This window comes from Micromonospora sicca (genome assembly GCF_003172935.1).
Lineage (GTDB): Bacteria > Actinomycetota > Actinomycetes > Mycobacteriales > Micromonosporaceae > Micromonospora > Micromonospora sicca.
On sequence record NZ_QGKS01000181.1, the window covers coordinates 47,940 to 71,182 of the forward strand.

The 23,243-nt window shown below is 74.6% G+C and carries 26 protein-coding genes and 2 pseudogenes; 10 read left to right on the forward strand and 18 right to left on the reverse strand.

Annotation, left to right across the window (positions count from 1 at the left end; genetic code table 11):
• Positions 1-9: 9 nt before the first annotated feature.
• Both DKT69_RS10575 and DKT69_RS10580 read left to right on the forward strand, forming a co-directional pair.
• Complete coding sequence (locus DKT69_RS10575) at positions 10-1,473, forward strand: lactate utilization protein B (protein ID WP_109801384.1); 1,464 nt, start codon at positions 10-12, stop codon at positions 1,471-1,473.
• Positions 1,460-2,086 (forward strand): LutC/YkgG family protein, encoded by a 627-nt coding sequence (locus tag DKT69_RS10580; RefSeq protein ID WP_109801385.1) that lies wholly within the window; start codon positions 1,460-1,462, stop codon positions 2,084-2,086. The genes DKT69_RS10575 and DKT69_RS10580 overlap by 14 nt, the downstream gene beginning before the upstream one ends.
• A gap of 83 nt (positions 2,087-2,169) precedes the next feature.
• Here the strand turns inward: DKT69_RS10580 and DKT69_RS10585 are convergent, their stop codons facing one another.
• The 5 genes and pseudogenes from DKT69_RS10585 to DKT69_RS10595 all read right to left on the reverse strand — a co-directional run bounded on the left by DKT69_RS10585 (position 2,170) and on the right by DKT69_RS10595 (position 5,263).
• Entirely contained in the window at positions 2,170-2,970 is an 801-nt protein-coding gene (locus DKT69_RS10585; RefSeq protein ID WP_236647605.1) for a sensor histidine kinase, read from the reverse strand.
• Positions 2,967-3,125 carry an MEDS domain-containing protein gene (locus tag DKT69_RS39640; RefSeq protein ID WP_236647615.1) on the reverse strand — a complete coding sequence of 53 codons (159 nt, stop codon included), beginning with the start codon at positions 3,123-3,125 and terminating at the stop codon, positions 2,967-2,969. Before DKT69_RS39640 ends, DKT69_RS10585 begins: the two co-directional genes overlap by 4 nt.
• Complete coding sequence (locus DKT69_RS39645) at positions 3,122-3,514, reverse strand: STAS domain-containing protein (protein ID WP_236647628.1); 393 nt, start codon at positions 3,512-3,514, stop codon at positions 3,122-3,124. The genes DKT69_RS39640 and DKT69_RS39645 overlap by 4 nt, the downstream gene beginning before the upstream one ends.
• A gap of 29 nt (positions 3,515-3,543) precedes the next feature.
• Positions 3,544-3,840: pseudogene (locus DKT69_RS39650) on the reverse strand (MEDS domain-containing protein); the annotation flags it as partial.
• Between the two features lie 319 nt (positions 3,841-4,159).
• Positions 4,160-5,263: a hypothetical protein gene (locus tag DKT69_RS10595; protein WP_109801386.1), complete on the reverse strand. Its 1,104-nt coding sequence runs from the start codon at positions 5,261-5,263 to the stop codon at positions 4,160-4,162.
• Positions 5,264-5,266: 3 nt separating this feature from the next.
• On the opposite strand from DKT69_RS10595, the gene DKT69_RS10600 reads away from it, so the two are divergent.
• Positions 5,267-5,695, forward strand: coding sequence for a GNAT family N-acetyltransferase (locus DKT69_RS10600; RefSeq protein ID WP_236647617.1), 429 nt, complete (start codon positions 5,267-5,269; stop codon positions 5,693-5,695).
• A 25-nt stretch (positions 5,696-5,720) separates the two neighbouring features.
• On the opposite strand, the gene DKT69_RS10605 is transcribed toward DKT69_RS10600, so the two are convergent.
• The gene (locus tag DKT69_RS10605) at positions 5,721-6,236 is read right to left on the reverse strand and encodes a 2'-5' RNA ligase family protein (protein WP_109801387.1); all 516 of its coding nucleotides are present in this window, start codon (positions 6,234-6,236) and stop codon (positions 5,721-5,723) included.
• 81 nt (positions 6,237-6,317) lie between these two features.
• Here DKT69_RS10605 and DKT69_RS10610 point away from each other — a divergent pair, with 81 nt between their 5' ends.
• From DKT69_RS10610 to DKT69_RS10620, 3 genes are all read left to right on the forward strand, one after another.
• Positions 6,318-6,827 (forward strand): mycothiol transferase, encoded by a 510-nt coding sequence (locus tag DKT69_RS10610; protein WP_109801388.1) that lies wholly within the window; start codon positions 6,318-6,320, stop codon positions 6,825-6,827.
• 108 nt (positions 6,828-6,935) lie between these two features.
• A complete protein-coding gene (locus tag DKT69_RS10615; RefSeq protein ID WP_109801389.1) occupies positions 6,936-7,313 on the forward strand; it encodes an SCP2 sterol-binding domain-containing protein in 378 nt (125 codons plus the stop codon).
• On the forward strand, positions 7,310-9,367 hold the full coding sequence (locus DKT69_RS10620) for an amylo-alpha-1,6-glucosidase (protein ID WP_109801390.1): 2,058 nt from the start codon (positions 7,310-7,312) through the stop codon (positions 9,365-9,367). Before DKT69_RS10615 ends, DKT69_RS10620 begins: the two co-directional genes overlap by 4 nt.
• 27 nt (positions 9,368-9,394) lie before the next feature.
• On the opposite strand, the gene DKT69_RS10625 is transcribed toward DKT69_RS10620, so the two are convergent.
• From DKT69_RS10625 to shbA, 3 genes are read right to left on the reverse strand one after another with little or no spacing between them, the layout of a single operon-like run.
• Positions 9,395-10,132, reverse strand: a complete 738-nt coding sequence (locus DKT69_RS10625) for a Pr6Pr family membrane protein (protein WP_109801391.1) — start codon at positions 10,130-10,132, stop codon at positions 9,395-9,397.
• Positions 10,129-11,307 (reverse strand): hypothetical protein, encoded by a 1,179-nt coding sequence (locus tag DKT69_RS10630; protein WP_146231027.1) that lies wholly within the window; start codon positions 11,305-11,307, stop codon positions 10,129-10,131. The genes DKT69_RS10625 and DKT69_RS10630 overlap by 4 nt, the downstream gene beginning before the upstream one ends.
• Positions 11,304-11,876 (reverse strand): RNA polymerase sigma factor ShbA, encoded by a 573-nt coding sequence (gene shbA / locus DKT69_RS10635; RefSeq protein ID WP_109801393.1) that lies wholly within the window; start codon positions 11,874-11,876, stop codon positions 11,304-11,306. The genes DKT69_RS10630 and shbA overlap by 4 nt, the downstream gene beginning before the upstream one ends.
• 278 nt (positions 11,877-12,154) lie before the next feature.
• On the opposite strand from shbA, the gene DKT69_RS10640 reads away from it, so the two are divergent.
• On the forward strand, positions 12,155-13,372 hold the full coding sequence (locus tag DKT69_RS10640) for a S8 family peptidase (RefSeq protein WP_109801394.1): 1,218 nt from the start codon (positions 12,155-12,157) through the stop codon (positions 13,370-13,372).
• 77 nt (positions 13,373-13,449) lie between these two features.
• Here the strand turns inward: DKT69_RS10640 and DKT69_RS10645 are convergent, their stop codons facing one another.
• Positions 13,450-14,232: a serine/threonine-protein kinase gene (locus DKT69_RS10645; protein WP_146231028.1), complete on the reverse strand. Its 783-nt coding sequence runs from the start codon at positions 14,230-14,232 to the stop codon at positions 13,450-13,452.
• Between the two features lie 117 nt (positions 14,233-14,349).
• Positions 14,350-14,856, reverse strand: coding sequence for a DinB family protein (locus DKT69_RS10650; RefSeq protein ID WP_109801396.1), 507 nt, complete (start codon positions 14,854-14,856; stop codon positions 14,350-14,352).
• 131 nt (positions 14,857-14,987) lie between these two features.
• Between DKT69_RS10650 and DKT69_RS10655 the strand changes: the two genes are divergently transcribed.
• Both DKT69_RS10655 and DKT69_RS10660 read left to right on the forward strand, forming a co-directional pair.
• A complete protein-coding gene (locus DKT69_RS10655) occupies positions 14,988-15,887 on the forward strand; it encodes a DUF72 domain-containing protein (RefSeq protein ID WP_109801397.1) in 900 nt (299 codons plus the stop codon).
• A gap of 72 nt (positions 15,888-15,959) precedes the next feature.
• Positions 15,960-16,166 carry a GTPase activator gene (locus DKT69_RS10660; protein ID WP_109801398.1) on the forward strand — a complete coding sequence of 69 codons (207 nt, stop codon included), beginning with the start codon at positions 15,960-15,962 and terminating at the stop codon, positions 16,164-16,166.
• Between the two features lie 103 nt (positions 16,167-16,269).
• On the opposite strand, the gene DKT69_RS10665 is transcribed toward DKT69_RS10660, so the two are convergent.
• The 5 genes from DKT69_RS10665 to DKT69_RS10685 form a co-directional block, all read right to left on the reverse strand.
• Complete coding sequence (locus DKT69_RS10665) at positions 16,270-16,665, reverse strand: hypothetical protein (RefSeq protein ID WP_109801399.1); 396 nt, start codon at positions 16,663-16,665, stop codon at positions 16,270-16,272.
• 152 nt (positions 16,666-16,817) lie between these two features.
• Positions 16,818-17,447, reverse strand: coding sequence for a hypothetical protein (locus DKT69_RS10670; protein WP_109801400.1), 630 nt, complete (start codon positions 17,445-17,447; stop codon positions 16,818-16,820).
• A 169-nt stretch (positions 17,448-17,616) separates the two neighbouring features.
• The gene (locus DKT69_RS10675) at positions 17,617-18,480 is read right to left on the reverse strand and encodes an alpha/beta hydrolase family protein (RefSeq protein WP_109801401.1); all 864 of its coding nucleotides are present in this window, start codon (positions 18,478-18,480) and stop codon (positions 17,617-17,619) included.
• 9 nt (positions 18,481-18,489) lie between these two features.
• Positions 18,490-19,461 (reverse strand): glycosyltransferase family 9 protein, encoded by a 972-nt coding sequence (locus DKT69_RS10680; protein WP_109801402.1) that lies wholly within the window; start codon positions 19,459-19,461, stop codon positions 18,490-18,492.
• A complete protein-coding gene (locus DKT69_RS10685; protein WP_109801403.1) occupies positions 19,458-20,141 on the reverse strand; it encodes an SDR family oxidoreductase in 684 nt (227 codons plus the stop codon). Before DKT69_RS10685 ends, DKT69_RS10680 begins: the two co-directional genes overlap by 4 nt.
• 163 nt (positions 20,142-20,304) lie before the next feature.
• Between DKT69_RS10685 and DKT69_RS10690 the strand changes: the two genes are divergently transcribed.
• Entirely contained in the window at positions 20,305-21,276 is a 972-nt protein-coding gene (locus DKT69_RS10690; protein ID WP_109801404.1) for an RNA-guided endonuclease InsQ/TnpB family protein, read from the forward strand.
• Here the strand turns inward: DKT69_RS10690 and rfaE2 are convergent.
• Together rfaE2 and DKT69_RS10705 are read right to left on the reverse strand one after the other, a co-directional pair.
• The gene (gene rfaE2, locus DKT69_RS10695) at positions 21,260-22,648 is read right to left on the reverse strand and encodes a D-glycero-beta-D-manno-heptose 1-phosphate adenylyltransferase (protein WP_201749573.1); all 1,389 of its coding nucleotides are present in this window, start codon (positions 22,646-22,648) and stop codon (positions 21,260-21,262) included. The genes DKT69_RS10690 and rfaE2 overlap by 17 nt on opposite strands.
• A 392-nt stretch (positions 22,649-23,040) precedes the next feature.
• Positions 23,041-23,243: pseudogene (locus DKT69_RS10705) on the reverse strand (phosphoheptose isomerase); the annotation flags it as partial.

The window sequence follows — 23,243 nt, forward strand, 5'->3', positions numbered from 1 at the left end:
GGGGCGGCGATGACGGAGACGTTCCTCGGCCTGCCCGCGACGGCCCCGCCCGGGGTCGGCCACCTGCGCGGCGACGAGCCTTTTCCGGTCGCCGCCCGCCGCGCCCTGGCCGACCCCCAGCTCCGCCGTAACCTGCGGCACGCCACCGGCACCATTCGGGCCAAGTCGTCGGCGGTGATCAGCGAGGTGCCGGACTGGCCGGAGCTGCGGGCCGCCGGGCGGGCGATCAAGAGCGACACCATGGCCCGCCTGCCCGAGCTGCTCGAACAGCTGGAGGCGGCGGTCACCGCCGCCGGCGGCACCGTGCACTGGGCGACCGACGCGGTCGAGGCGAACCGGATCGTCACCGACCTGGTCCGGGCCACCGGCGCCGACCGGGTGATGAAGGTCAAGTCGATGGCCACCCAGGAGATCGGCCTCAACGAGGCGCTCGAGGCCGCCGGGATCGAACCGGTCGAGACCGACCTGGCGGAGCTGATCGTCCAGCTCGGACGGGACCGGCCCAGCCACATCCTGGTCCCGGCGATCCACCGCAACCGGGCCGAGATCCGCGAGGTCTTCCTGCGCGAGATGCCCGGGGTGGACCCGGCGCTGACCGACGAGCCCGCCGCGCTGGCCGCCGCCGCCCGGCGGCACCTGCGCGCCACCTTCCTCAGCACGAAGGTGGCCGTCTCCGGGGCGAACTTCGCGGTCGCCGAGACCGGCACCCTCGCGGTGGTCGAGTCCGAGGGCAACGGGCGGATGTGCCTCACCCTGCCGGAGACCCTGATCACCGTGATGGGCATCGAGAAGGTCATCCCCACCTGGGACGACCTCGGGGTCTTCCTGCAACTGCTGCCCCGGGCGTCGACCGGGGAGCGGATGAACCCGTACACCTCGATGTGGACCGGGGTCACCCCGGGCGACGGGCCGCAACAGGTGCACCTGGTGCTGCTGGACAACGGCCGCAGCGCGGTGCTCGCCGACGAGGTGGGCCGGCAGGTGCTGCACTGCATCCGCTGCTCGGCGTGCCTCAACGTCTGCCCGGTGTACGAGCGCACCGGCGGGCACGCGTACGGGTCGGTCTATCCCGGGCCGATCGGGGCGGTGCTCTCCCCGCAGCTGACCGGGGTCGCCGACAATGCCTCCCTGCCGTACGCGTCGTCGCTCTGCGGGGCCTGCTTCGACGCCTGCCCCGTGATGATCGACATCCCGTCCGTCCTGGTCCACCTGCGCGCCCGGCACGTGGCCGAGCGCCGCGCGGCGCACCGGATGCCGAGCGCCGAGGCGGTCGCGATGGCCGCGGCCGCGTACACGATGGACCATCCCCGGCTGTACGCGGCCGCGCAACGCGCCGCGGGGCTGGGCCGGATCGCCGGTCGCGCCCTGCCCCCGCCGTTGAACGGCTGGACCGCCAGCCGGGACATGCCGGCCGCGCCGCCACAGACCTTCCGGCAGTGGTGGTCGGAGCGGAGGCGTGATGATCGCCCGTGACGTCACGCTGGCCCGGCTCCGCGCCGCCCTGGCCGCCGCACCTCCCACGCCGGTACGTCACCGGCCGGGCCACCGCCGGCAGGGGGAGCTGCCGCCCGGCGACCCGGAGCTGGTCGACCTGCTCGCCGAGCGGCTGACCGACTACCGGGCCCAGGTGTACCGGGCCACCGGTGCCGCCGTCGCCGACACGGTCGCCGGCATCCTCGCCGCCGAGGGCGCCACGGCGGTGGTGGTGCCGCCCGGGCTGCCCGCCGACTGGCGACCGGGCGGGATCGAGGTGGTGGTCGACGACGACCTGTCCGCCGACCGGCTGGCCGAGCTGGACGCGGTGGTCACCGCGGCGGCGGTCGCCGTCGCCGAGACCGGCACCATCGTCCTGGACGCCGCCGCCGACCAGGGCCGGCGGATCATCAGCCTGCTGCCCGACCGGCACGTCTGCGTGGTGCGCCCCGAGCAGGTGGTGGCCACCGTGCCGGAGGCTCTCGCCCGGCTCACCCCGGGCCACCCGCTGACCTGGATCAGTGGGCCCTCGGCGACCAGCGACATCGAGCTGAACCGGGTGGAGGGTGTGCACGGCCCGCGCCGCCTGCACGTCGTCCTCACCGACGGGTGACCGGTCACCACGTGGCCGCCTTTCCCGGTCACGGGAGGGCGGGGGACGACCGGATCAGACCGGGAAGTCCGGGTTAACGGCCGTCAGCCGGACCGTGAAGCCGTCCGGGCCGCGGTGCAGCGCCACGTGGCTGCAGGACTGGTGGGAGATCCAGAGGCCCAACCCGCCGGGGAGCCGTTGGTCGCCGGGAGGAGGCCGGCGAACGGGTCCTTCGGTCCGTCGCCGCCGTCGCTCACCGTGACCACGATGCGGTCGGCGCCGCTCCACAGCCTCATCGACACGGGTGGGAGACCGTGGCCCTGGGCGTTGGTCACCATCTCGCTGACCGCCACCACCAAGTCCTCGACGTCGTCGGCGGGGAGCTGCCCCCGGTCGGCGGCATGGACGGCGGCGCGGGCCTGCGCGGGCGTCGGGTCGGCCAGCTCGACCACCGGCACCGTCCGCTGCACCGGGTCGAGCAGCATCGCCCGCGGCTCGGCCAGGTAGCTGGTCGGCTCGGTGTAGACGCCGGTGGGCACGTGACTGCCGTCGGGCCGGGCCACCCGGGGATGGGTGCGGGCCACGTCCGTCAGCACCCGGGGCGGGGTGACTCGGGTGTCGTACGCGCACATGCTCCAGAGCGGGAAGTCGTCGTAGGCATGGTTGACGGCGGACTCGTACCGCGCCCACCAGTCCCACGTCGAGCCGAGCGCTTCGGAGGGCAGCTCACCGACGATGCGGATCTGCTGGGCGCCGTCGGCCACGAACGCGGCGAGCAGCTTCCGGTAGGAGCGGATCGCGGAGGTCGGCCGGTCGTAGACGGTGCCGCCGGGCAGGAACGTCACGCCCGAGCCGGCGGGCAGGGCCTGCCGGACCAGCTCGGCGTGGCGCCCACCGAAGCTCACCACGGCCGGCTCGCCGGCCTCGACGCCACCGAGCAGGAAGGCTCGACGCCACCGAGCAGGAAGGGCAGCACCACGGCGAGCAGGTGCTCGTCCGAGTCGAACAGGAGGGCCTCGTGGTAGTAGCCGACGTGGCCGGCGGCGGCACCGGTCCTCATCGCATGACCTCGACCCGGACGTCGGGGAGGTCCAGCAGCTCGACCAGGCGGGCCGCGGACGACCGGGAGGTGCGCAGGACGGCGGTGACGCCGCGACGCCGGGCGTGCTCGCCCAGGTGGATCAGGCAGCGATGGTCGATGAACCGGAGGTCCATCCCGTCGACCACCAGCCGGCCGTCGACCGGCTGCGGGTCGGCGCGGTCCAGCGCGGTGGCGAAGAGCCGGTGGTTGGACGGGTCCAGCTCGCCGGCCAGCGCGACCGCGCCCTCGTCCGGGTCGGCGGCGTACAGGCGGAACAGCACGTCGGCGTTGGTCTCGGGGGTGCAGGCAGGCCAGTTCGGCGATGGCCCGTTCTCCCGGCGCAGATCGCCGACATCGGATTGACGCACATGTAGCGGTCGATGAGGTGCTCGTACCGAGTGAACGCGTCCCGCTGGGCGGGAGTGCGGACCAGTGAGGTCGTCTCGGCCGCCACCCGGAAACCGGTGTAGCCGTCGGCCAGCGCGTCCGCCGTGGCGGCCGCGTAGTGCCGCACCTGGGTCTCCGGGTCGATGACCTCCTCGCGCCGGTAGGCGTCGTCGACGGGAACCATCCGGGCGGCCCCGGTGCGCAGCGCGTCAGCGAGGCCGGGCAGGCCGTCCAGGCGGTGGGTCAGCGAGCCGCGCCTGCTCGGCGCCGCGAGCCAGACCCGCTCGCCGGCCGCGAGGAAGGCCATCGCGCGGGAGTCGAGCACGGCCGGGTCGTCGTAGGCCCAGCAGAGGTGGTCGTACGCAGGGGGCGCGGCGTTGCTGGTCAAGCGGGCTTCCTCATGGCGCCTGCTTATTCCGCTCCGCGGGAACGGCCATTCGTGCCGTCCCCGGTGCCGCGGTCCGGTCCCGCCCGGCGGGCCTCCCGGTCCGGCCGGGTGGCCGGGCCGGAGGCCCCCCGGTGGCGGGTCGGACCGTCGCGGCGCACTGCCGCAGCAGGACCGGCCAGCCGCCGTCGCTCCTTGTAGGTGGCCACGAGCGGTAAGCCCAGACTCTCCGATAGTCCGGTCAAGCGGCCTGCAGGTTCCGCCACGCGGTCGACTCCAGGGGCGGGTCGGGCAGCTCGAACTCGGCCCAGTTGTTCCAGTACGCCACCGCGTCCACGTCGGCCTGCTGGCGCAGCCAGGTGACGTGGTCCCGCAGCGCCTGCGCCCGGCCGGCGCCGGTGGTGTCGGTGGTGGTCCGGCTCAGCCCGTACTCGGGGACGAGCAGCCGGAGCCCGGGGTACGCGGCGCGGATCTTGCCGAACGCGACGCCGAACATCCGGGCCGCCGTCCAGTACGTCGAGGTGTCCCGCGAGTAGCAGTCCACCCCGTAGTGCGTCATCCCCGGGTAACCCCAGTCCGTCGGGTTGCCGCGCCCCTCGTCCAGCCAGTACCGGGTCACGATCGGGCCGTGCCCGAGGACGTACCGCCGCCTGGGATGGGCGGCCACGATCTGGGCCAGCCGGGTCGCCGTGGCCCGGTACGTCGCCGGGGCGACATCGCCCATCGGCTCGTGGTACCAGGTCAGGTAGATCGGCCGGGTCAACCCGTCCAGCCAGGTGGTGAGCTGCTCGACGTCGTCCTTCCACGAGACGTGCATGACGGCCGCCGGCGCGTCGACGAACTTCCCGGCGGTCAACGGGGGCAGCTCCGGCAGGGCGTCCGCGTCGCCGGTGTCCGACCCGAAGTCCCGCATGTAGCGGATGGCCGGGTAGTCCGCCACGATCCGCTGGGTCCGGGCGCCCTTCTCGGCGCTCATCCCCACCAGCGTTGGCACCGTCACCATGGCGGTCGCGGTCGCGGTCCGTCCGGCCGCGTCCCGGACCGTGGCGGTCAGGGTCACCGTGCTCCGGCCGGCCAGCACGGTCACCGTGAAGCGGGCCGGGTCGGTGCCGCTCGGGGTGATGGTGACCCCCGCCGCGGTGGTGGTGAGCTGCCAGGTCAGCGGCACGCCCAGGTCGACCCGGACCGGGGTGTCCCAGGCCGCGCCGGTGGGGTCGCTGACCCGCCCGGAAAGGGTGAGCACCCGGGAGTCCGGATGGTAGGCGTCGACGACGACGGTGGTGGACTGGCCGGGCAGCAGCACCGCCGGGCTGACGGTGACGGAACGGATGACGGGAGCGGCCATGGCGTGCCTCCGAGGGTGTGCTCCAGGGCCGCCGGCCGCACGTCGCTGGGTGGCCAGGAGTGCCCTGACCTGCGTATTTACCAGCTTGCGTCAGTCCGTCGACGTCGCCAGCACCTCGGCAGATGGCGCAAAAGACGACGGCTGACCGGGTACGCCGCCGCCCAGGATCAGGGGCCGCACCTGCGCTCCGGCGACGCGCACCGGGTGGCCCGGCTGCACGACCGCTACGTCCGCCCGGACCGGCGCCGGCACGGCGTGGGGCGGGCGCTGCTCGCGGCGGTGTCGGACCGGGCCGCCGGGTGGGTCCGGTACCTGGAATGGCAGGCCCACCGGGAGCGGGCGGCTCCCTTCTACGAGCGGCTCGGCCACCGCGGCGAGCCCTGCCCGCAGCCGGAGTACCCGACCTTCATCCTCGACTTCAGGTCGCGCTGACGCTCCGGCACCGGGAGGGCGACGCTCAGGCCAACGGGTGGGAGATGCCCCGGGCGTGGTCGGTGATCGCCGCCCCGACCACCGTGGCGGTCAGCGGCAGCACCTCCAGGCAGCGGCGCACCGCCGCGGCCATCAGGGCGTTCGGCACCCGCATGGACAGCGTGCAGTGCGGCACCCACCGTCCCGGCTGGTAGTGCTCGACCAGCGTGATGCCGGCGCGGGCCAGCCGGTGGTGCACCTGGGCGTGGTGGGCGAGCAGCTCGGTGGTGGGCGTCGGCCCGAGCCAGAGCACCCGGCCGACGAACTGGCCGGCGTGCTGGAACTCCAGCCGCAGCGGCGCGGCCACCACCGTCCCGGCGAGAGCCTCGGCGACCTGGTCGGGGTCGAAGCGGGCGGCGACGGCGAGCGAGACGTGCGGGCGGTGCCGCTGCTCCAGCAGCGACCGCATGCTCTGTACGCCCTCGGACTCCAACGCGTCCCAGAGCACCCGGATCCGCCGGGTGGCGTCGGTGTCGAGATACAGCTCCAGCGCCGCGACCACGTCGCTCACCCTAGAGGTGAGGTTTGCCCGGCCCCGAGGGCGGTACTGCCCGGGTGGCACCGACATGGAGGAGCGTGGACCGTGGATGTGACGGACCTGCTGGCGGAGGCGTACGGGCGGCTGCCCGACCTGGTCGGCGCGGCGGTCGACGGGCTCGGTCCCGAACAGCTGCGGCAGCCACCGGCGCCGGGAGCCAACACGGTGGGCTGGCTCATCTGGCACCTGACCCGGATCCAGGACAGCGGCGTCGCCGACCTGCTGGGCGAGGAGCAGGTCTGGGTCTCCGGGGACTGGGCCGGCCGGTTCGGGTTGACCGCCGACCCGAACGACACCGGCTTCGGGTACACGACCGAGCAGGTCCTCGCCTGCCGCCCGGAGAGCGGGCAGGCGCTGCTCGACTACCACCGGGCGGTGGCCGAGCGGACCGGGGCGTACCTGCGCGGGCTGCGGCCGGGAGACCTGGACCGGGTGGTGGACGAGAACTGGGACCCGCCGGTGACCGCCGGCGTCCGGCTGATCAGCCTGCTGGAGGACAACCTCCAGCACGCCGGTCAGGCCGCCTACGTGCGGGGGCTCATCGAGCCTGGTTGACGCCGCGCCGGCCGGGAAGGCTGCCTGGGGCTCACCCGGATCGGGTGAGTTGAACTCACCCCACCGCCGGGGATCCTGCGGGGACGACCGGGGACGGGAGGGGGACCGATGGGCGTCTCGGCGGTTGAGCACCTGGAACGGGGGGTCGCGGGCCGGCATCCCGAGCTGCCGGAGAACACGGCCGGCACGCTCCGCCTCGACCTGAACGACGGCGGGCACACCGAGCACTGGTACCTGACCATCGACCACCAGAACGTCCAGGTGGCCCGCTCCGCCGACGAGGCCGAGCTGATCGTCCGCGCCGACCGCGAGGTCTTCGACCGGCTGGCCGCCGGCCGGCTCCACCTCGTCGCGGCGCTGCTGAGCAACGACCTCACCGCGCAGGGAAACCTCCGGTTGCTGTTGACGCTGCGCCGGCTCTTCCCGGGTCCGCCCGGCGCCCGGCACCCGCGCGACGCGGCCTGCGGGCGGGGTGGCACGGCATGAGGCAGGAGCTGGTGAGTGTCGTCGCCGGCAACTCCTTCGCGGTCAGCGACGCGCAGGGTGACATGGAGGTGGACCCGCGCGCCCCCATCGGGCTCTTCTCCTTCGACACCCGGTTCATGTCCCGCTGGGTGCTCACCCTCGACGGGCAGCGGCTGCACGCCCTCTCCCGGGACGACATTGCCTACTTCGAGACCCGGTTCGTGCTGGTGCCCGGCGCTGCCAGTCACTACGTGGACGCCGCCGTGTCGGTGATCCGGCACCGGTCCATCAACGACAGCTTCAACGAGCGCATCACCGTGCTCAACCACGCCACGGAGCCCACCGAGTTCGTCCTGCGCATGGAGATCGGCAGCGACTTCGCCGACACCGCCGAGATCGGCCATCCGGCGCCCCGCCGGGTCACGGCCACCGCCGACTCCGACCGGGGCGAGCTGCGGCTGTGCTACCAACGGGAGCGGTTCACCCGGGAGACCGTCGTGTCCAGCACCACCTCCGCCGCCGTCGACCAGGGCGGGATGACGTTCCGGATCCGGGTCGAGGCCGACGGCGAGTGGAGCACCGACCTGCACGTCGGCGCGGTGATCCACGGCGCCGGCGGGCGGGACCTGCGGGCCAGCCTGGAGTCCCACCGGCACGCCGTACGTTCGACCATGCGGGAGGAGCTCGCGCGCTGGCTCGACCGGGCACCGCAGCTCGTCGCCGAACGCGACTCGGTGGAGTCGGCGTACGAGTGCGCGCTGACCGACCTGGCGGTGCTGCGCTACACGCCGCTGGCGTACCCCGAACGGGTGCCGGTGGGCGGCCTGCCCTGGGCGATGGCGCTGTACGGCCGGGATGCCCTGATCACCTGTCTGGAGACGCTGCCGTTCACCCCGGAGCTGGCCTCGGCCACGCTGCGGCTGCTCGCCCTGGTGCAGGGCGGCCAGCTCGACGACCACCACGAGGAGGAGCCGGGCAAGATCCTGGCCGAGCTGCGCTACGGGGAGGCGGCCGCCTTCGGCGACCAGCCGACCGGGCCCTACTACGGCGCCGCCGACACCACCCCCCTCTTCGTCATCCTGCTCGACGAGTACGAGCGGTGGACCGGGGACACCGCGCTGGTCCGGCAACTGCGCCACCCGGCCCGGATGGCGTTGGACTGGATCGACGACTACGGCGACTCGTGCGGCGACGGCTACCTGCGCTACCAGCGGCGCAACACCCGTGGCGGCCTGGTCAACCAGGGCTGGCGGAACTCGCCCGACGCGATCGTGGACCGGCGCGGGCGCCAGCCCGGCTTCCCCCGGGCCACCTGCGAACTGCAGGGGTACGCGTACGACGCGAAGATCCGGGGGGCCCGGCTCGCCCGGGAGGTCTGGGACGACCCGGGGTACGCCGACCGGCTGGAGACCGACGCCGCGCGGTTGCGGCAGCGGTTCGACCGGGACTTCTGGCTGCCCGATCGGGAGTACTACGCGCTGGCGCTGGAGCCGGACGGCACACCGGTCGACGCGCTCACCTCGAACCTCGGCCACCTGCTGTGGAGCGGGATCGTGGCGCCGGAGCGCGCCGGCGCGCTGGCCGCCCACCTGTGCGGCCCGGACCTGTTCAGCGGCTGGGGCGTGCGGACGTACGCCGACGGGCAGTGCCCGTACAACCCGGTCGGCGCGCACCTCGGCGCGGTGTGGCCGGCGGACAACGCCCTGACCGCGTCTGGTCTGCGCCGCTACGGGTACGACGCCGAGGCGGCCCGGATCACGGCCGGCATCTTCGCGGTGGCGGAGACGCTCGGCGGTTCGCTGCCCGAGGTGATCGCCGGCTATCCGCGCGAGGTCACGAAGTACCCGGTCCAGCTCCCGGTCGCCGGCCGGCCGCAGTCGTGGTCGTCCGGGGCGCTGCTGATGCTGCTGGGCACCCTCCTCGGACTGCGTCCCTGCGGAGACAACCTGCTGGTCGACCCGGCGATGCCGGCAGGGTTCGGCCGGATCGAGCTGCTCGACGTGCCGGGCCGCTGGGGCCGCGCCGACGCCTACGGGCGGGACCGGGCCTCCGGCGGCCGACCCCGGCGGCGCTGAGCGGTCGGTCAGTCCCCGACGGGAGGGTCAGCGCTGCCCGGCGGTCGTCTCCTCGGGCTCGGTCTCGGTGGCGGGCGCGGCCTCCGGGCCGGGCGCGGCGGTCGCCGGGCCGCCGGCGGCGACCCCGGGGCGGCTCGCACCCCGCCGGGCCAGCCCCCGGTCGACGCCGACGAGGAGCAGACCGAGCAGCCAGAACGCTAACGCGAAGAAGAGCGAGCTGAGCCCGACACCGCCGTAGCCGAGCTGCCCCGCGTCGATGAACGGGTACGGATAGCGGTGCACGACCAGCCCGCGTGCCAGGGCGAACCCGAGGTACGCCAGCGGGAAGGCCAGCCACCAGGCCGCGTACCGGGGGCGTAGCCGGCCGCGCCGGTCGAACAGCGCCCAGTCCGCGATCGCGAGCAGCGGCACGACGGTGTGCAGGAACTGGTTGCCCAGCGCCTCGCCGAACGCCCGGTCCGGCTGGACCATTGCGAACGGGCTGGCCGGGTTGGCCAGCACCAGGTGGTAGACCACCCCGGTGATGGTGATGTAGAGGGTCACCGCGCCCTTGAGCGCCGAGGGCGGCTCGGGGCGGTCCTGCCAGGCCCGCCAGGCGGCGTAGCCGGCGAAGAGCCCGGCCGCCACGTTGCTCTGGATGGTGAAGTACGGCAGCAGCCCGGTCACCGTGGCCGGGCCGAGCGCGGTGAGCACGATCCCGGCCAGCACGCTGATCACGCTCGCCAGACGGAAGCCGAGCGCCACCCGCCGACGCCGCAGACTCATCGGGGCAAGCTATCAGCCCCGTCCGGCCGGGCAGCAGCCGCTCGGCCGGCGGCCGGGTGGCCCGGCGGCAGCGGCCCGGACCGCGCCGGCGGTGGGCCCGACCGGGGGAGCTGGTTCGTATCGTCCGTCGCCGTCGGAGCAGTTCCGCCCGAGGCGGTCGGGGGGAGTCGCCGCGGGGTTGCCGGTGGTTTCCGCTCCGGTGCGCCATCTCCGCTCGCCGGCGCCGTCGGGCCCGACTCCTCGGGGGTGTGGGGACTGGGCCGGGACGGGCGGTCGGGCCGCGTCGGCAGGGCCGGCTGCGTTCGCTCCGCCGAAGGTTCCGTGGCGGACGGGATCATCACGACGGCCGGTGCGCCGGTGTCGCCGCCCGCGTCGTGCGGCCCGGTCGGCGCCGGGCTCGACGGGGTGCCGGGCGGTGTCGTCGACGCGGACGTCGTCGGGGCACCCGGCGCCGGCTTCGGCGGGTCGGCCGTCGGCAGTCGTTGCCGCAGGTCGTCGAGGTCGACCCGGAGCCGGGCCCGGTGCTCGTCGTCGCCGAGCGCGGCGAGCAGAGCTGCGGCCCGCTCAAGGTGGGCGCGGGCGTCTGCGTATCGGCCGGCGGTGAGGTCGCGTCGGGCCTGGTCCAGCATCCGATCGATCTCCTGTTCGGTACGCAGCGACTCGGCCCGCTCGGTCCAGATCAGTTCGGCGACCGGCCAGAGCAGCCCGCCCGGTTCCGCCCTGGCCGACCCGAGCCAGAGACCGCCGGTCATCGTCAGCAGGGTCAGTGCCGATCCGGCGAAGACCCGCCCATACCGTCGTGGCGCCCGCCCGGGGCGGTGTCGTTTCCGCCGCGCCGCCGGCACCACGTCCGCCGCCGGTGGCATCGCGGGCGCAGCACTCCGCCCGCCGCGCGTCGGGTCGGACCGCTCGTCCGCCGTGGTCGCGTCGTCGCGCCCGCCTCCGGCCGCCGTGGCGGTCTCCGGGCTCGTCGGTAGCCGATCCGGTCCGGCGACAGAACCCGACGCCGCGGCGTCGACAGCCGCGGCTCGGGCCTCCAGTTCGGCGTGCCAGTCGGTCAGCAGGGCGGCGACCGGGTCATCGGCGGCCGGTGGCTCGCCGCGACGGATCGCGTCGAGCAGTTCGTCGTCCCGCAGCACCGGGTCCTCAGGTGGGGGAGGAACGTTGGAGGTCATCGGATCACCGCAGCCAGGGTGTCCCCGGCGACGGCGCGCAGCCGGGTGAGCGCGCGGTGCTGCACCAGCCGTACGGCACCACCGGTCATGCCGAGCACCGTACCGACCTCGTCCGCGGTCATGCCGACCGCCAGCCGGAGAACCAGGATCTCCCGGTGGATCGCCGGCAGTTGGGCCAGCAACTCGTTGAGGCGGGCGCCCAGGTCGGCGGCGAGGGCCAGTGGTTCCGGCCCGGGCGTGGGGTCGGCGGTGTCCGGCACGTCGGCGACGCTGTCCGTGCGGTCCCGGCTCGCCGTGCGGCAGGCGTCGGCGACCTTGCGCGCAGCGATGCCGTAGACGAAGGCGAGGAAGGGCCGACCCTGGTCGGTGAAGCGGGGCAGCGCGCGAAGCACCGCGACGCAGACCTCCTGGGCGACGTCCTCCGCGGTCGCGCCTCCGACGCCGACATGGCCCAACCGGGCCAGGCTGTAGCGCACGACGATCGGTCTGATCTGTGTCAGCACCCCGGCCACCGCCGCGGGATCACCGGCGACGGCCCGACGCACGAGGTCGGGATGCGGTGTGTCCATCGAGGTCAATGAGGGCCTTCCGGTGCGGCTCGCTCGACCGTAGCCGCCCTCCGTCGTACCGCCAAGGGGTGAAACGCCGCGATTCCCGGCGGCGATAACCCGACAGGAGAGGGCCCCGGCGACCTGGCGTCAGCGACGTCGGGTCAGTCGCTATGCGGCTTTTCCAACAAATCTGTATATTTCCAATAACGAATAGCTTTGCACCCTGGCCCGGCACCGCCGGCTGCGACAACCTCGGCATGGGCCAACCGCCCCTACCGCACGTGGAGAGGAACCCCATGCGCAAGACACTGGGCGTCGCGATGCTCACCGGCATCGTCGTCGCCGCCTCGGCCACCGGCGCCAACGCCGCGCCGCGCGCCGAGGCGCAGACCGCCTACATCGTCGTCCTCCGCTCCGACGCCAACTCGTCGTCGGTCGCCACCGAGCAGGCCAGGGCCAACGGCGCGAGCCTCGGCCACATCTACCAGTACGCCCTGCGCGGCTACTCGGCCCAGATGAGCGCGACGGCCGCCGCCCGCATCGCCCGAGACTCGCGGGTGCTCTTCGTCCAGCCCGACGGGGTGGCGACCGCCGACGCCCAGACGACGCCGACCGGCATCAACCGGGCCGACGCCGAGCTGAGCCCGACCGCGAAGATCAACGGCGTGGACGAGCGGGTCAACGTCGACGTGGCGGTCATCGACACCGGCATCGACCTCACCCACCCGGATCTCAACGTCTACACCGCCGGGGCCAAGAACTGCTCCACCGGCACCAGCGCGAACGACGGCAACGGCCACGGCTCGCACGTCTCCGGCACGATCGGCGCGCTGGACAACGGCGTCGGTGTGGTCGGCATGGCGCCGGGTGCCCGGCTCTGGCCCGTCCGGGTGCTCAACAACGCCGGCAGTGGCACCTTCTCCGACATCATCTGCGGCATCGACTACGTGACCGCGCACGCCAGCGAGATCGAGGTCGCCAACATGAGCCTCGGCGGCTCCGGCTCCGACAGCGCCTGCGGCAGCAACAAGGACGCCATGCACGAGGCCATCTGCAGGTCCGTCGCGGCCGGTGTGACGTACGTCGTCGCCGCCGGCAACGAGACCGACAATGCCGCCAACCACGTGCCGGCCGCGTACGACGAGGTCATCACCGTCAGCGCGCTCGCCGACTTCAACGGCCTGCCCGGTGGCGGCGCGGCGGCCACCTGCCGCAGCGACGTGGACGACACCATCGCCGACTTCTCGAACTTCGGCGCGGACGTGGACCTGATGGCCCCGGGTGTCTGCATCTACTCCACCTGGAAGGGCGGCGGCTACAACACCATCTCCGGCACCTCGATGGCCAGCCCGCACGCCGCCGGTGGCGCCGCCCTCTACAAGGCGACCCACCCGACGGCCAGCCCCAGCGCGGTCAAGTCGGCCCTCCAGTCGGCCGGTACGACCAGCTACAGCTGGCCGGCAGGCGACCCCGACGGGATCCAGGAGAAGCTCCTGAACGTCGCCACCTTCTGATCCTCGGCCGTACTGGCAGGAGGAGCCGCAGCATCCGGGTCGGCTGCCCGCAGGACGGGCGGCCGACCCGCCTCGGCTCAGCGCGAGGTCGGGCCGGTCGAGGCCGGCAGGTTCCCCGACGGGCTGGTGGGCCGCCCGGTCGGGTCCCCAGGGGTATCCGGCGTGGACGGTGCGCGGTCCGGTCGGCCGGTGACCTGGCCGGTCGGTTCGCCGCCGGTCTTGCCGCTCGGGCTGACCGTCCGGCCGCCCGGGTTGTTCCGAGCGTCGAGCACCCGATCGCAGTAACCAGGCACCTTCTCGCGTCCCCCCGCAGCCGAGAGCAGTTCGGCGAAGCGGGGGCTGTCCAGCATCCGGTGGCGGTTGCCGTTCTGCTCGGCCCGGTAGGCGGTGCAGAGCCCGACCAGGGCCGGTGAGGCCGTCGCCGGGTCGGACGGGCCGCCGGCTGCGGTGGGGGAGACGGTGGGGCCGCCGGTCGGCGTGGGACGCCCAGCAGCGCTCGCGCTCGGTGGCGTCGTGGTGTGGTCGGCGCCGCTCCGGGATCCGGGCAGGGCGCCGGTGGCCGCGGCCAGCGCCACGCCGCCGGTGGTGGCGGCCAGCAGGGCCGCGAGGGCGACCTTCGCGCTGAGCAGCCCGGCGAGGATCCGCCGCTCGGGGCCGGCGGCCGGCCCCGGAACCGAACCCGCCCGCGCCGTTCGGAACGCCTCCAGGGCGACCCGCTCGCCGGCCAGCTCGTGCGGGCGGGCGGCGGCCCGGACGGCGGTGAGTAGTCGGACGAGCGCCTCCGGACCATCCGGCGGGTCGGCGACGGGACCGACGAGCAGTCGCTCGACGGCCTCCTGGTCCATGCGGTGTGCGTTCATCTCGTGTCCCTCAGCGCCGTCGCTCGACGCGACGTCACATGGGAACCCTGCGTACGCCCCCGATTCCGCAGGTGAGATCGATCACCCCGCGCGGCAACGGGCCGTGTGCCCCTGGGCTCAGCCCATGGTCTTCGCCCCGTCGATCGACTCGCGGAGGATGTCCGCGTGCCCGGCGTGCTGGGCGGTCTCCGCGATCAGGTGCAGCAGCACCCGCCGCACCGACCAGCTCGCGCCCGGTTCGAACCAGGGCGCGGTCGGTAGCGGGTGCGCGGTGTCCAGGTCGAGCGTGGCCACCAGTTCGTCCGTCGCGCGGGCGACCCGGTCGAACTCGTCGAGCAGGCCGGCGAGCGTCTCGCCCTCCTGCATCCGGAACTGGCCCGCCCAGTCGACCGGCTGGCTCCGCATGGCCTCGGCGCCGCCGACCGCGAACCGCATCCACCGCTGCTCGACGATCGTGACGTGTTTGATCAGGCCGCCGAGGCAGAGCTCGCTGACCGTGCTGCGCTGTGCCGCCTGCTCGTCGGTCAGCCCGTCCACCGTCTGCCGGAGGAAGCCGCGGTGCCGACGCAGCGTGGCGAGCAGATCCGCCCGCTCACCGGTGACGACCTGCTCGGAAACGCTCATGATGTCTGCCCTTCCTTGACGACTGCGACCACGATATGGCCGGCCACCGACAGTCCCGCGTCACTCCACGGCGGACGCCCGCACGTTCCCAGCGGTTGCCGATCCGCCCGGCCCGCGGTGCACTGAACTACATGGGTGTAGTCAAGGTGGGAACCTCGTCCTGGGCCGACCAGCAGCTGGTCCGCTCGGGCTGGTACCCGCGGGCGGTCAACACCCCGGCCGGCCGGCTCGGCTGGTACGCGGAGCGGTTCGCGCTGGTGGAGGTGGACACCTCCTACTACGCGATCCCGCCGCCGGAGACCGCCGAGGGCTGGGTGGCGGCCGCCCCGCCCGGCTTCACCTTCGACGTCAAGGCGTTCAGCCTCTTCACCGGCCACCACACGCCCGTGGCGGCGCTGCCGCGGGACCTGCGCCCGGCCGGCGGCCCGAGCCGGATCCGCTGGCGGGACCTGCCCGCCGGGGCGTACGACGAGCTCTGGGACCGGTTCCGGGCGGCGCTGGCGCCGATCGCGGCGGCCGACCGGCTCGGCGCGGTGCTGCTGCAGTTCCCGCCGTGGCTGGCCCGGAGCGCGGCGGCCGAGCGGCGGATCGCCGAGCTGGCCCGGCGGTGCCGACCGTGGCGGGTCAGCGTCGAGCTGCGGCACTCGTCCTGGTTCACGGAGGACACCGTCGTGGACACCGTGACCTTCCTGCGCGAGCACGGGCTGACCTACGTCTGCGTGGACATGCCGCAGGGGCACGCTTCCTCGGTGCCGCCGATCCTGGTCGCCACCGCCGACCTCGCCGTCGTCCGGTTCCACGGGCACAGCGCCGCCTGGGAGAGCGGCGACAAGCAGGACAGGTTCCGGTACGCCTACGGCGACGAGGAGCTGCGGCGCTGGTCGGTGCTGCTCACCGAGCTGGCCGACCAGTGTGCCGAGCTGCACGCGCTGATGAACAACTGCTGCGGCGACCAGGCCCAGCGCGACGCGGCCCGCCTCGCCGGACTGCTCGGCGTCGACGTCACCCGGGCGCGGGCCGCCGCCTCCTGACGCCGTCGCCCGAGGTTTCCCCGGTCCCGGGCCGGGTACCGGCGGAGCCGAGGCACGACGGAAGGGGAGCGCGTGAGCCAGCGGGACGAGGCGGCGACGGGCCGGCCGGACGACCGGGACCCCCGGGCGACCCGGGAAGCCGAGGAGGCGCACGGCGGCAGCATGGCGCCCGGCCTGGTGGACGACACCGGCCACCCGGTGACCGAGCCGCCCGCGCCGGAGCACGAGCCCGAGCCGTCCGCGATGGGGACGCCGGGGGAGGACGGGACCGGCTCCTGACCGCGCCTGCCGACCCTCGTGGTCTTCCTCGCGCTCGGGGTCGCCGGCCCGGACCCGGCCCGACCGCCTGGTGCGGTCGGGCCGTTGCGTGTTCCGGGTCCGCTCAGCCGCGCCGGGTGACCCCCTCCGGGCGCATGCCGGTCGACTCCTCCAGGGAGTTGTCCGGCAGGTCCTCGCCGGCCCGGTCGTCCGGGAACGTGCGTGCGCTCGGCGCGGGGTCGGGCGGCGCGCCGGGCCCCGCCTCCGCCGTACGGGTCGGTTCAACCGGGCCGAAACCGTGCCGCCCGGCCGGCTTCCCGTCGGCGGTCGGGGCGCCGGCCCGGCGTTCGCCGCGCCGGCCCTCGGGCACCGCGCTCTCCTCGCTGCCCTCGTCCATCGGCGAGTCCTCGCCCGCGCCCCACGGCGGGTCGGCGTCGAACCCGTCCGTGGTACCCCACGGCTCGGCCGACTCCGGCCCCCGCCGCTCGCCACCCGTTGCCGGTCCGTCGTTCCTGGTCATGGCCACCTCGCCTGGTCGGTCAGCCCCTGCCGCGTTGATTGCCCGCCACCGCGCCGGTCATGCCGCCCGCCTTCGGCGGCGAATCGCCGACGGCGGCGTAGTGCCGGACGGCCGGCGTCCCGGTGGGGCTGCCGGCCGTCCGGCCCGGCCGATCAGCGGCCCGACATCGCCATCTGCCGTTTGGCCGTGGCCATGCCGGCCACCTTGCCCATCGCCTTCGGCGCGGCCATCAAACCGCCGGCCCGGCCGAGCATCCCCCGGAACACCTGCCCCGGCTTCTGCTGCTCGCCCATGTACGCCGTCACCACCACCAGCGCGCCGGTCAGCGCCGGGATCGCCCACTGCAGCATCTTCAGCTGCCGCTGGCTGGAGGCGACGTTCGCCGGCGTCTGGTAGCTCGGCTCGGTGGCCCCCTCGACGGGCGGGCCGCCCGCCTTCTGCAACCGCATGCCGAGCAACCGGCTGTACCCGGTCACCGCGAGCGCGCCGACCGTCAGTGCGGTCTTCACCGCGCTCGTCTTCGCGACCCCGGACTGGGCGGTCATGCGTGGGCTCTCGGTGACCAGCTCACCCACCGCGCCGGCCAGGTGGGCGCCGATCGCCGCGGCGTTCACCGGGGTCCACCGGGCCCAGCCCGCCGAGGCCACCGGCAGCCGCTGCGTCGAATCGTTGACCTGTGCCGCCGCGCCGTTGACGCCAAGCGCTCCCATCAGCGAGCCGCCGAACCAGGCCGCCAGGCCCAGGTCGTGCATCGAGCGCAGTGCGGTGTGCCGTTCTGACATCTGGATCCCCCTCCGCGGTTTTCGAGCGGTGCGGCATACCCACCATCCGGGCCGCTATGCACCGCGGTTCGCTGGTGTCGAGGCAGGTGGCGCCGGGACGCCGGAGAAGCGGACAGGACGGGGCGAGCAGGGCGTGAACGGGAGGTGCCGGGGGCGGACCGGGCGGCGGTCAGCGGCGGGGCAACCCGGCGGCGAAGCCGGCCACCCGGGCGGCCAGCGGCGTCGAGGCGCGGACCCAGGTGAAGTGGTCCAGCGCCGCACCCGCCTCCGCCGCCGTGTACCGGTGCCGGGTGACCGGCGCGGCGGTCAGCTTGGCGCAGAGGTGGTCGAGGGTGGCGTGCGGGGTGTACTGATCGTCGTCCACGCTGACCGCCAGCACCGGGGTACGCACCGACCCGACGGCCGCCTCGGCGTCCACCCCGTCGAGCGTCGGGAAGCGGCCGGTCCGCGCGGTGTACGCCCAGTCCCGGATCACCCCGCGTGCCTGCCGGCCGCCGAACCCCCAGCCCGGCCAGACGCCGAGCAGCCGGGCCGTCGCCGCGATCCCCTGGGTGTACGGCAGCACCCCCCAGCCCCGCGGTCCGGGGTAGCGGCGCCACCAGGGCAGGCCGACGGCCACCAGGGCCAGCCCGTCGACGACGTCCGCGTCGTGCAGCGCCTGGTGCAGGACCGCCGCCTGCCCGCCGAGGGAGTGCCCGAGCAGCACCCGGGTCCGCCCGTCCAGCCGGGGCTTGAGCGCCGCCAGCACGGCGGCGATGTCCCCGGCCAGCTCGGCATAGCCGTAGCGGCAGGACCGGCTGGGGGCGGGGGTGCTCTCGCCGGTGCCACGCAGGTCGGCCACGACGACACCGAGGCCGGCGGCGCGCAGGGCCGCGGCGAACGGACGGTAGTAGCGGGCCCGCACGCCCATCGCCGGCCAGATCAGCACCACCGGCGCATCCGGCTCGCCGTCCGGATCGGGGTACGTCTGCACGCCGATCCGGGCGCCGTCGACGTCGATGAACTCCTGGCTGTACTCCGGCTCCCCGCTCACCGGCTCAGCCTACGGCCGAAAGCTACCGGCGGGTAGCAGGGGTGTGGACGGCGGCCCGTCCGGCGGTCGGAGGCTGCGCTCGACGGCGGCGAGCACCGTCGGCACGTCCAGCGCCGCGAGCGCCGGGTGCGGGCCGCCGTCGTCGGCCGGTCGGCGCGGCCCCACCCAGAGCGCCTGATGCCACGGCCGGTCCGGCGGCGGGCCCCACTGCGCCGGCGGCACCGGCCCGAAGAGCAGCACCGACGGGGTGGCGTAACCGGTGGCGAGGTGGCCGACTCCGGTGTCGCCGCTGATCACCACGCGGGCGTGGGCGACCAGCGCGGCCAGCTCGCCGAGGTCGGTCTGCCCGGCCAGCACGGCGTCGGCGGGCAGCCCGGCCCGGTGGGCCACCTCCTCGGCGATGCCCCGCTCGCCGGGCCCGCCGGTCACCACCACCCGGTGGCCCCGGTCGGTCAGCTCCCGGGCCACCGCCGCGAACCGGGCCGGCGGCCAGCGCCGCTGGGTCGCCTTCGCGCCCGGGTGGACGATGCTCACCCCGGTCGGCAGCCGACCCGGCTCCGGCCGGCGCAGCGCCAGGTCGGTGCGGTCGGCAGGGATGCCGTACCAGGCCAGCAGCCGGCACCAGCGGTCGACCTCGTGCTCGTCGGCCCGCCAGCCCGGGCCGTCGAGGTGCCCGGCCTCGGCGTTGGCGAAGGCGAGCAGCCGGCGGGGCCGGACGCCGGCCAGCATCCGGTGCGACTGCGGGCCCCGGCCGTGCAGGTTGACCGCCAGTTCCGGCGGCGGGCCGGGCCACGCCAGGTGGCCCAGCCCGTCCGCCTCGACCAGCCGGTCCACGCCGCCGACCAGCTCGACCAGCGGCGCCAACCAGCACGGCGCGACCAACGCCAGCTCTTCGCCCGGGTACGCGGCGCGCAGCGCCCGCAGCGCCGGCACCCCGGTGGCGAGGTCGCCGACGCCGAGCGCCCTGAGCACCAGGATCACGGGTACGACGACTCCTGCTCGGCGCAGACCACCAACTCGCGGACGGCGCAGCCGGCCGGTTGGGTCAGGGCGAACAGGACCGCCTCGGCGGTGTCGGCCGGGTCGTTGAGGACCGCGTCCGGGCCGGGCTTGTACCGCTCGTCCCGGTCGTCGAAGAACGCCGTCCGCATTCCGCCGGGGATCAGCAGCGTCACGCCCACCTTTCCGGCCAGCTCGGCGGCGAGCGCCCGGGTGAACCCGACCACCCCGAACTTCGCCGCGCAGTACGCGGTGGCGTCGCTGACCGCCTTGACGCCCAGCGTGGAGGCGACGGTGACCACCGTGCCGTGCGAGCGTTCCAGGTGCGGCACCGCCGCCCGGACCACCGCGGCGGTGCCGAGCAGGTTGACCGCCACGATCCGGTCCCACGTCTCGCCGGGGACGTCGGCGAGCGGGCCGGGTACGTCCATGCCGGCGGCGGTGACCACCCCGTCGAGGCCGCCGGCCTGCTCGGCGAGCTGTCGGGTGGCCGCCTCGGCGGCCCGGGTGTCGGCCAGGTCGCACTCGACCCAGGGCACCCCCTCGGCCGGCGCCTGTCGGTCCAGCACGTACGGCCGGCCGCCGGCCTTGGCCACCGCGGTCACCACCGCCGCGCCGAGGCCGCTCGACCCGCCGGTGACGAGGATTGCGTGTCCGTTCATCAGATTCCTTCCGTGGATACCCCGCCTTCAGGCAGGGACGGAACGGGAACTCCCGCCCCTTAGGACAGGGAAAGCCGATTCGCCGTCAGGGCGAATGGGCGTCGCAATATTCGGGCGTGATGCTGTAACACATGCTTGCTAGGTTGTGAGGTGTGGCGTCGGTGTGAAGCGAGCTTTTCGGTATCGCTTCTACCCCACAGCCGCGCAAGCTGTTCAGCTGTCCCGCACGTTCGGGTGCGTGCGCAAGGTCTACAACCTCGCGCTGTCTGCGCGCACCGAGGCGTGGATGCTGCGGCAGGAGCGGGTCAACTACAACGCGACCTCGGCCATGCTGACCGCCTGGAAGAGGACAGACGGACTGGCCTACCTCAATGACGTGTCGTCGGTGCCGCTGCAGCAGACGCTGCGGCACCTGCAGGCCGCCTTTACGAACTTTTTCGCTGGCCGCGCCGGCTATCCGCGCTTCAAGTCGAAGAAGAGGTCGCGTCGGTCGGCGGAGTACACCGCCAGCGGGTTTCGTTACCGCGACGGCACGCTGACCCTCGCCAAGATGGCCGAGCCCTTGCAGATTGCTTGGTCGCGTCCGCTGCCGGACGGTGCGCAGCCGTCCACCGTGACCGTCAGTCAGGACGCCGCCGGACGCTGGTTCGTGTCCTTGCTGTGCGACGACGTGATCCCAGCTGCCGCGGTGACGGCCGCAGCGGTCGGGATCGATGCCGGCCTGGATCACTTGCTCACCCTGTCCACTGGGGAAAAAATCGCCAACCCGCGACACGAGCGCCGCGACCGGAAGCGGCTGGCCAGGGCGCAGCGGGACCTGGCGCGTCAGGAGAAAGGTTCCGCAAACCGGGGGAAGGCCCGGTTGCGGGTTGCGCGGATCCACGGGCTGGCCGAGAAGATGCCGTTGGCCGTGCGGTCGTGGGTGTGCCGGTGCGGCAGTGTCCACGACCGTGATGTGAACGCGGCACGCAACATTTTGGCCGCCGGGCTGGCGGTGTCGGCCTGTGGAGCCGGTGTGAGACCTCAACGGGAGTCCTCCCGGAAGCGGCAGTCGGCGACGAAGCAGGAAACCCGGTGGGTGACCACTGGAATCTCCCGCCCTTGGGCGGAGGAGGATGTCAAACCGCTCCTTTGACGAGGTGGAGGCCGCGCTGGCGCGCGGCGGAGATGGTGCCGGTGGTGGACCGGCCGGCCAGGTAGGGGACGGTGACGGCCCGCCCGCCCCAGCGGTGCACGAGGTCCGCTTCGGGCAGCTCCTCGCCGGCGTAGTCGCCGCCCTTGACCCAGACGTCGGGTCGCAACCGGGCCAGCACCTGGTGCGGGGTGGGCTCGTCGAAGACCACCACCGCGTCGACGCAGTCCAGCGCGGCGAGCAGCCGGGCCCGGTCGCCCTCCGGGTTGACCGGGCGCTCCGGCCCCTTCAGGCCACGGACGCTGCGGTCGGAGTTGAGGCAGACGATCAGGCAGTCGCCGAGGCGGCGGGCCGCCTGGAGGGTGGCGACGTGCCCGGCGTGCAGGATGTCGAAGCAGCCGCCGGTGGCGACCGTGGTGCCGCCGTCGGCGCGTACCTTCGCCACCAGCTCCTCGGCGGTGCGGGCCGCCGCCAGGACGGGTTGCCGCTCCGGCGCGCGGTGCAGCCCGGCCGCCCCGCCCGCCGCGACGTACGCGGACGCGGCGGCGACGGCCGCGCCGACCGCCTCGGAGACCGGCGCGCCGTCGCCGAGCGCGAGTGCGGCGGTGGCGGCGAACCGGTCCCCGGCGCCGCAGGTGTCCTCGACCCGGTCCAGGGCGGACGGTGGCGGCACCACCAGCGGGGTGCTGCCCGCGTGGCAGAGCACCGCGCCGTCCGCGCCCATGGTCACCCCGACCGCGCCGACCCGCCACCGCTGGCGCAGCTCGTGCCCGGCGCGGGTCGCGGTGGATAGCGCCGGGCCGGCCCCGGCGTCGCCGGTGAGCTGCCGCAGCTCGGCGACGTTGGGGGTGGCCAGCCGGGCCCCGGCCACGGCGGCCGGGCCGCGTGGGTGCGGATCCCAGACGACCGGGGCGGACGCCTCGGCCAGCGCCGCCCGCAGCGTCGGCTGCCGGACCAGCCCGCGCCCGTAGTCGCTGACCAGGATGGCCCGGGCGCGGGTGAGCACGTCCAGCGCGGCCGGGGGTGGCTCGCCCGGCGGTTGCGGGTCGCCGCCCCGGTCCAGCCGCAGCAGGGTCTGCCCGCCGGCCCGCAACCGGATCTTCTCGGTGGTCGCCCCGGGCAGGTGCATCGGGTAGACCTCGATCCCGGCCTCGGCGAGCAGGTCGGCCAGCCGCGCCCCGCCGGCGTCGTCGGCGAGCGCGGTGACCAGCGCGACCTCGGTGTCCTGGGCGGCCGCGAGCAGCGCGGCCAGGCCGGCGCCGCCGGGCCGGTCGGTGGTGACGCGCTCGTCCAGCACCGGTACGGGCGCGTCCGGGCAGACCCGGTTGACCGCTCCCGCGACGTCCCGGTCCAGCAGCGCATCGCCGACCACCACCAGCGGGCCGCTCACGACTCCGCCCACCCGGTGCCGGTGGACCCGTGCCCGTTGCGGCCGTGGCCGTCCAGCTCGGGTCCGTTCGGTCCGGGTCCGTTCGGTCCGGGTCCGTTCGGTCCGGGTCCGTTCGGTCCAAGGCCGTGGGACGGGTGGCCGTTCGCGCCGGGGGCGTCCGGGCCCTGTGCGTTGCTTCCGTGGCCGTTGAGCCCGTGCGTCGGCAGGCCGGGGGCGACCCCGGTCAGGATGCGGCCGTCCCGCCCGTTCCGGTCCGCGCCGTCCCGCCCGCCGCGCTCCGCGCCGTCCCGCCCGTTCCGGTCCGCGCCGTCTCGCCCGCGCCACGGGGCGAAGGTCGCCGTCCGGGGCGCCGCGGTGGACATCGTCGGGAGCTGGCGGACCAGCGGCAGGGCCTGGTCGACGTACTCGCAGAGCAGGTGGGTGGAGACCAGGTGCAGCTCCTGCACCACCTGGCTGTCCGGCGAGGGCACCGCCAGCACGTCGTGGCACAGCTCGGCGAGGGGGTTGGGGGTGGGGCCGGTGAAGGCTCAGCAGCGCAGGCCGGTGTCGCGTGCGGTGGGGGCGGCGGTGAGGAGGTTGG

Bases quoted from the DNA above. Each gene is read 5' to 3' on its own strand.
- DKT69_RS10575 (WP_109801384.1), top strand. From the start codon at position 10: ATGACGGAGACGTTCCTCGGCCTGCCCGCGACGGCCCCGCCCGGGGTC.
- DKT69_RS10580 (WP_109801385.1), top strand. From the start codon at position 1,460: ATGATCGCCCGTGACGTCACGCTGGCCCGGCTCCGCGCCGCCCTGGCC.
- DKT69_RS39640 (WP_236647615.1), bottom strand. From the start codon at position 3,125: ATGAGGACCGGTGCCGCCGCCGGCCACGTCGGCTACTACCACGAGGCC.
- DKT69_RS10595 (WP_109801386.1), bottom strand. From the start codon at position 5,263: ATGGCCGCTCCCGTCATCCGTTCCGTCACCGTCAGCCCGGCGGTGCTG.
- DKT69_RS10615 (WP_109801389.1), top strand. From the start codon at position 6,936: ATGGGCGTCTCGGCGGTTGAGCACCTGGAACGGGGGGTCGCGGGCCGG.
- DKT69_RS10620 (WP_109801390.1), top strand. From the start codon at position 7,310: ATGAGGCAGGAGCTGGTGAGTGTCGTCGCCGGCAACTCCTTCGCGGTC.
- DKT69_RS10625 (WP_109801391.1), bottom strand. From the start codon at position 10,132: ATGAGTCTGCGGCGTCGGCGGGTGGCGCTCGGCTTCCGTCTGGCGAGC.
- DKT69_RS10630 (WP_146231027.1), bottom strand. From the start codon at position 11,307: ATGACCTCCAACGTTCCTCCCCCACCTGAGGACCCGGTGCTGCGGGAC.
- shbA (WP_109801393.1), bottom strand. From the start codon at position 11,876: ATGGACACACCGCATCCCGACCTCGTGCGTCGGGCCGTCGCCGGTGAT.
- DKT69_RS10640 (WP_109801394.1), top strand. From the start codon at position 12,155: ATGCGCAAGACACTGGGCGTCGCGATGCTCACCGGCATCGTCGTCGCC.
- DKT69_RS10645 (WP_146231028.1), bottom strand. From the start codon at position 14,232: ATGAACGCACACCGCATGGACCAGGAGGCCGTCGAGCGACTGCTCGTC.
- DKT69_RS10650 (WP_109801396.1), bottom strand. From the start codon at position 14,856: ATGAGCGTTTCCGAGCAGGTCGTCACCGGTGAGCGGGCGGATCTGCTC.
- DKT69_RS10655 (WP_109801397.1), top strand. From the start codon at position 14,988: ATGGGTGTAGTCAAGGTGGGAACCTCGTCCTGGGCCGACCAGCAGCTG.
- DKT69_RS10665 (WP_109801399.1), bottom strand. From the start codon at position 16,665: ATGACCAGGAACGACGGACCGGCAACGGGTGGCGAGCGGCGGGGGCCG.
- DKT69_RS10670 (WP_109801400.1), bottom strand. From the start codon at position 17,447: ATGTCAGAACGGCACACCGCACTGCGCTCGATGCACGACCTGGGCCTG.
- DKT69_RS10685 (WP_109801403.1), bottom strand. From the start codon at position 20,141: ATGAACGGACACGCAATCCTCGTCACCGGCGGGTCGAGCGGCCTCGGC.